Raw genomic sequence first — 6,756 nt, 5'->3', positions numbered from 1 at the left:
CACTTTATAGTTTAAGTGTATCACAAATAGCTAAAATGTAATTGTATAATCAATTAAATCATTTGTATTTTTTAATAAAATATTAGGAATTCCAACTATTTTGTTAAAAATAAATTGAGGTGATATCAATGGGACTTGTAAAAGAAATACCTCGTGAGGAAAGACCACGAGAAAAAGCAGAGAAATATGGAATCAAATCTTTATCAAATGTTGAACTTTTAGCAATACTTATTCGTTCGGGATTTGAAGGGACATCAAGTTTGGAACTAGCGGAAAATGTATTAAAGAAATCAAACGGATTAACTTATTTATCGCGATTGAGTATGCATGAATTATTTGAAATAAAAGGAATCAAAAAGGCGAAGGCGCTAGAATTATTAGCGTGTTTCGAACTAGCAAAGCGAATGACTTTTTGTGAGACAACAAATCATGATGTGATGGATAATCCCAATGCATTAATTCAATGGCTTAAATTAGAATTAGGAAATGAATTACAGGAGAATTTTTTAGTAGTTTACTTAAATGTTAAAAACTATGTTATTGGTTTTGATATATTGTTTAAAGGGACAGTAGACAGTAGTATAGTTCATCCAAGAGAGGTTTTTAGAGAAGCGTATTTGAAATCATCAAGCAGAATTATCTTGGTTCACAATCATCCATCAACGAACTTAGTTCCATCCCAAGCAGATATAGAAATAACACAAAAATTAGTCGAGTGCGGTGAAGTTATTGGCATTGAAGTATTAGATCATTTAATTGTCTCTAACCATAGTTATTTTAGCTTTAAATCAAAGGGTTTAATGTAAAATGTAAATTTACTTTGACTTTAAATGCGTGTTATTATTAATGGGGGATATGAATATGAAATGGACAGTAAAATTTAAAGAGAAGATAGAAGAAAGTATTACTTTAAATCGAATATTAAAATTGTTAGGAATTTTAGGCATAATTTATTTATTATCATTAACATCACATGTATGGATGACGGTAATTAAAACAATATTTAAAATCACGTTACCGTTTATTATTGGATTTGTCATTGCTTATGTATTATATCCAATAGTGCGATATTTGGATAAAAAAGGAATTACCAAGAAAATTGTTGTACCATTGATTTTTTTCTTATTGTTAATATGTTTAACTTTATTAGTGTTTACTGTAAGTCCGATGATTTACACTCAAATGGTATCGTTTATCAATAGTTTGATTCAGGCAGTTAACAAGTTATTTGAAATCTACAAAGAGAATAGCATGAATAATACGAATACACTTGTTCAAGAGGTATTTAAGCAGTTCAATGTTTTATTAAATGAATCAAAAAATTGGCTACCAAATTTAAGTGCAATATTACCTCAAATATTTAATAGTTTTATTGGATTTTTGACCAATGCATTATTTGCGGTAATTATCTCTATTTATTTCTTATTGGAATATGAACAAATTACGAGTTATATAAATCGTTTGAGTGAAAAATTCAATCCAGATTTACCTAAATTATTTCAACTGATTGATCAGCGTATAGGGATTTATCTTCATGGATTAGTAATTTTAATGATGATAAAATTTGTTGAGTATGGACTTCTCTATTATTTGATTGGGCATAAAGATTGGTTTGTTTTAGCCTTGCTATCTTCAATTAGTTTACTTGTACCTTACTTTGGAGGAACGGTGGCTAATCTTATTGGTATTTTAACGGCACTATCTTTGCCGACATTTAATATTGTATGTTTATTAATTGGTATTGTTCTTTTATCCAATATAGATGCTTATGTAATTGAGCCATTTGTACACATGAAAAATAGTAGAATACGACCTTTATGGACATTATTTAGTATATTTGCAGGAGGAATTTTATTTGGTTCAATTGGGGTTATGATATCACTTCCTGTTTATATGATTATTCGTGTTATTATTGAATTCTATCGTGAAAAATTCGAGGGTGAAGCCAAGGAAACTTTGTGATATAATCGTATAAGAAAAGAGGTTGAACATGAAGAAAAAATTGATCTTGAGTTTAATCCTTGCGTTGATGCTTACAGCCTTAACGGGTTGTGATGTTAAAAAAATGCAAGTTGCATATACAGTATATCCAGTAGGTTATTTAGCGAATCGTTTGGTCGGTGATAAATTACAAGTGATTTCAGTGCAAAATGATGAAATTGTACAACGAGCTACATTGGTTGATAACTATCTCGATATTTTGGATTTATCACAAACTTTATTCCACATTGGTTCACTAGAACCTTACTTATCAGTGAATTCAAAGGAAATAAAAGATTCTAAAGTTAAAACAAATGACTTGTCAGTTCTAAATGCAATTTATAAGTTCCAACGGTATACACCCATCAATGTAGATGGTTCAATTACTTATATTGAATCAGCTTATTATAAAGGTGAACCGTTTGCGAATGTTGATTCATATGAAAAAGATTTATATTTATGGATGGATCCAATTGCGATGCTTAGTATGGCAAAAGATATTGAAAAATGGTTATCTAGTACATATAGTGAAAATAGTAGTGTCTTCAAAGAAAATTTAGAGGCATTAGAGAAAGATTTAGTTCAACTGGATGCAGAATATCAAAAACTTGCGACTAAATTAATTAATGAAAACAAAGAAATCAAATTTGTATCAATGACACCAAGTTTTGGTAATTGGCAAAAGGCTTATGGTATTCAAGTGTATCCAATAGTATTATCTAAATATGGTGGATTACCAACTGATGAACAATTGAAAATTATTAAAGATAGAATTATTGCAGACAATGTTCAATACATTGTTTATGAACCAAATCTTCCTGAAGACATGGTTCAAATGCTTGAAACTCTTGAAAAGGATTTAGGACTTAAACGTGTTACAATGAGTAATTTATCATCATTAACTACTAGTCAACAAGAAGAAAATAAAGACTACATTTCAATCATGTATGAGAACTTAGCAACACTTGAATCGATGGCAACCGATATTCCAGTGGCAGTACAATCAAAAATAACTGCAACTGAAGGTCAACCTGAAGAACAAATGAATCAAGCACATGATGATTTAAATTAACTAAAAATGAGAATGTTTTCATTCTCATTTTTCTATATTTAAAGGTGCTTTCATGATAAAATAATACTGGAGGTTTTTATGAAAAAATTATTGTTAGTTGATGGAAATTCAATGCTATTTAGAGCATTTTACGCAACAATTTATGGTAGACCAATGACAACTTCAACGGGATTACCTACAAATGCTGTTTATGGATTTGCAAGCATGTTTCAAAAAGCATTGGAACTTGTGCAACCAGAAGCAGTTTTAGTTGCGTTTGATTCAGGAAAGCATACCTTCCGTCATGATATATTTGAAGATTATAAAGGTGGTCGTAAGGAAACACCAGAAGAATTAGTAGTGCAATTTGGATTAGTTCGCGATTATTTGGATGCATATCACGTTAAACGCTGTGAATTAACATCAATTGAAGCAGATGATATTATTGGAACGATGAGTAAGAAATATCCTGATTGGGATATTAATATTCTTTCAAGTGATAGAGACTTATTACAACTAATTGATGATACAACATCAGTTTGGTTGATGAAAAAAGGAATAACTGAAATTGAAGAAAATACAGTAGAAAGTTTAAAGGAATCTTTAGGAATTGCACCACAACAAATTATTGATTTAAAAGGATTAATGGGTGATGCATCGGATAATATTCCAGGAATTCCAGGTGTTGGTGAAAAAACAGCATTAAAACTTTTATCAGAGTATGAAACAGTAGAAAATCTTTTGAATCATATTGATGACTTAAAAGGAAAATTGAAGGAACGTGTTGAAACGTTTCAAAATCAAGCAAGATTAAGTAAACAACTAGCGACAATTAAAACAGATGTAGAATTACCTATTACTGTTGACGATTGTTTATATACGCCTGATTATGCTTCTCTTGTGAAATTTTTTGAATCTGTTGAAATGAATAGTATGATTAAGAAATTTGAATCACTAATCGATTCAAGTGATGAAGTCATTGTAGAAGATAAAAAAGAATTTAACCAACAAGAAGTAAAGGAAGTACCACAAGAATTTTTAGTGGATGATGTTGTACTTATATTAGATACAAATTGTGATCAACCTAATCTTGCGGAAGTAGCAGGATTTGTAGTTATGAAAGAGGAACATGGTGTCTACATTAGTTTAACTGATGCGCGTAAAGATGAACACTTTGTGAATTGGCTAAAAAGTGCGAAACGAAAAATAACGTTTGACTCTAAACTAATGTATCATTGCATGAAACGTATTGGATTAGAAATCAATGGAATTTATTTTGATACGATGATTGCAGTGTTCTTGTGTGATAGCACTTTGACAAATTGGCAACGTATTAAAACAAACTATAATTTTAATGAAGAATTTACTACTGAAGATGTTTATGGAACTTTTATGAAACCTAAACTTCCAGATGGAAATCAACAAATTAGGCATGCATGTCAATTTGCGAATTATGTTATGCAAATGTATATCAGTAGTAAACCGTTAATTGAAGAATATGAGATGCAAGAATTATTCTATGAAATCGAAATGCCATTGTCGAAAGTTTTATTTGAGATGGAAGTTGAAGGGATACTTATTGATGAAGTAGTTCTAGATGAAATTTCAAAAGATACTTATCGTCAAATTGAAAGATTGACACAAACGATTTACGAACATGCAGGAGAAGAATTCAATTTGAATTCACCTAAACAACTTGCGGAAGTATTATTTGATCATTTAGCATTGCCAGCGAATAAAAAAAGAAGTACTTCAATCGAAGTATTAGAAAAACTTCAAGGTATACATCCAATTATTGATGACTTAATGGAATATCGAAAGGTACAAAAGATATATAGTACGTATGCTGAGGGTTTGAAAAAATACATTCAAGCGGATCACCGAATTCATACTATTTATAATCAATGCGCTACACAGACTGGTAGATTATCAAGTAGTGATCCAAATCTACAAAATATTTCCGTGCGTGATGAACAAGCACGAATTGTGCGTAAAGCTTTCATACCCACAAAAGATAATGTTTTAATTGCATCAGATTACTCTCAAGTGGAACTTAGAATGTTGGCACATATGGCAGATGAAAAAGGTCTTATTGATGCATTCAATACAAATCTTGATATCCATACAAAAACTGCAATGGATGTCTTTGGTGTTGATAAGGATCAAGTAGATTCACATATGCGAAGACAAGCTAAAGCAGTTAATTTTGGAATTGTTTATGGTATTTCAGATTTTGGATTATCACAACAATTAGGAATAAGTCGAAAAGAAGCTCAACATTTTATTGATACATATTTCGAAAAATATCCAGGTATTCATGGTTACATGAATAGTGTTATTGAACAATGTAAAGAAAAAGGGTATGTTACGACATTATTGAATAGACGGCGTGAGATAAAAGAGATTCACGATAAAAATCATATGGTGAGGGAATTTGGAAAACGTGCTGCGATGAATGCACCTATCCAAGGTTCTGCAGCTGATTTAATTAAAATCGCTATGATTCATATTCAAAATGAAATTAAACTAAAGAATCTAAAATCTAAAATGATTCTACAAGTACACGATGAATTGATATTTGATGTTACACAAGATGAAATTGAAATCATGAAAGAACTAATTCAAAATGGAATGGAACATGCAATGGAATTAAAAGTTCCATTAGAAGCGGAATGCAAAGTTGGTTCTACTTGGTATGAGGCGAAATAATGCCAGAATTACCAGAAGTAGAAACAGTAGTTAGAACACTTGAACATCAAATTAAAAATCAAGAAATAACAGATGTGGAAGTATTGTGGAATAGAATAATTGCATCTGATTTAGATGAATTCAAAACAAGAATTATTGGACAACATTTTAGAGAGTTTAAACGCCGGGGTAAATATTTAATTTTTGTATTAGATGATTATATTCTGATTTCCCATTTACGTATGGAAGGAAAGTTCTTTCATGAAGAAAAGATGAAAGATACAAATAAACATATGCATGTTATCTTTACGTTAGGAAGTGGGAAACAACTTCGCTATCATGATACACGTAAATTTGGAAGAATGGAACTTGTCCCACTAGATTATGATTTAGTCCACTTTAAAGGTCTTGGACCGGAACCGTGGGATGAAGAATTTAATAAAGAATATTGTTATAGTGAATTAAAGAAAAGAAGTGGTCCAATTAAAGGTGCACTTCTTGATCAAAGTTTTGTAGCTGGTGTTGGAAATATTTATGCTGATGAAATATGTTTTGCGATTGGTGTTGATCCAAGAAAGTCATGTAAGAAAATGACTAAGAAAAATGCAGAAGATCTTGTTGAAGCAACAAAGACAATTCTTGAACATGCGATATCTTTAGGTGGAACAACAATTAGAAGCTATACTTCTTCACTAGGTGTAACCGGTCGCTTTCAACTTGAAGTGAAAGTACATGGGAAAGAACATGAGCGATGTCCACGATGTAATAATGAAATAAAAAAAATTAGAGTTGCAACACGAGGGACATATTATTGTCCACATTGTCAAAAGAGGTAAAATGAGAAAAGTCGCTATCACTGGAACAATTGGATCAGGAAAGTCAGAATGTAGTAAGCTTATTAAAAAGCTAGGATTTTCTGTTTTTAACTGTGATGAAGAAGTTCATAAGATGTATTTAAATACTCATCCAGCATATCAAGAAATAGTTAACTTATTTCCAACATGTGTTCATGAAGATGGTATTCATCGAAATGAAAT

6 protein-coding genes are annotated in these 6,756 nt (G+C 30.8%); all 6 read left to right on the top strand.

Translation table 11 applies throughout. The features are described from left to right. Nucleotides 1-128: 128 nt before the first annotated feature. The gene (radC, locus tag RSB60_RS04250) at nucleotides 129-806 is read left to right on the top strand and encodes a RadC family protein (protein ID WP_323380296.1); all 678 of its coding nucleotides are present in this window, start codon (nucleotides 129-131) and stop codon (nucleotides 804-806) included. A gap of 55 nt (nucleotides 807-861) precedes the next feature. After that, entirely contained in the window at nucleotides 862-1,962 is a 1,101-nt protein-coding gene (locus RSB60_RS04245) for an AI-2E family transporter (RefSeq protein ID WP_323380297.1), read from the top strand. A gap of 28 nt (nucleotides 1,963-1,990) precedes the next feature. Beyond that, complete coding sequence (locus RSB60_RS04240; protein ID WP_323380298.1) at nucleotides 1,991-3,052, top strand: metal ABC transporter substrate-binding protein; 1,062 nt, start codon at nucleotides 1,991-1,993, stop codon at nucleotides 3,050-3,052. Between the two features lie 78 nt (nucleotides 3,053-3,130). Next, the gene (gene polA, locus RSB60_RS04235) at nucleotides 3,131-5,740 is read left to right on the top strand and encodes a DNA polymerase I (RefSeq protein WP_332614737.1); all 2,610 of its coding nucleotides are present in this window, start codon (nucleotides 3,131-3,133) and stop codon (nucleotides 5,738-5,740) included. Beyond that, entirely contained in the window at nucleotides 5,740-6,555 is an 816-nt protein-coding gene (gene mutM / locus RSB60_RS04230) for a DNA-formamidopyrimidine glycosylase (protein WP_332475032.1), read from the top strand. Before polA ends, mutM begins: the two co-directional genes overlap by 1 nt. Nucleotide 6,556: 1 nt before the next feature. Continuing rightward, on the top strand, nucleotides 6,557-6,756 hold a 200-nt coding region (locus tag RSB60_RS04225), incomplete at its 3' end, for a dephospho-CoA kinase (RefSeq protein WP_332614734.1).

It is taken from the genome of Anaerorhabdus sp., from assembly GCF_036657415.1.
Classification (GTDB): domain Bacteria; phylum Bacillota_I; class Bacilli_A; order Erysipelotrichales; family Erysipelotrichaceae; genus Anaerorhabdus.
This window is presented reverse-complemented; position numbering and strand designations above follow the sequence as displayed.

What these genes read in the sequence shown, in the direction of transcription:
- radC (WP_323380296.1), top strand. Translation starts at nt 129, where the DNA reads ATGGGACTTGTAAAAGAAATACCTCGTGAGGAAAGACCACGAGAAAAA.
- RSB60_RS04245 (WP_323380297.1), top strand. Translation starts at nt 862, where the DNA reads ATGAAATGGACAGTAAAATTTAAAGAGAAGATAGAAGAAAGTATTACT.
- polA (WP_332614737.1), top strand. Translation starts at nt 3,131, where the DNA reads ATGAAAAAATTATTGTTAGTTGATGGAAATTCAATGCTATTTAGAGCA.
- RSB60_RS04240 (WP_323380298.1), top strand. Translation starts at nt 1,991, where the DNA reads ATGAAGAAAAAATTGATCTTGAGTTTAATCCTTGCGTTGATGCTTACA.
- mutM (WP_332475032.1), top strand. Translation starts at nt 5,740, where the DNA reads ATGCCAGAATTACCAGAAGTAGAAACAGTAGTTAGAACACTTGAACAT.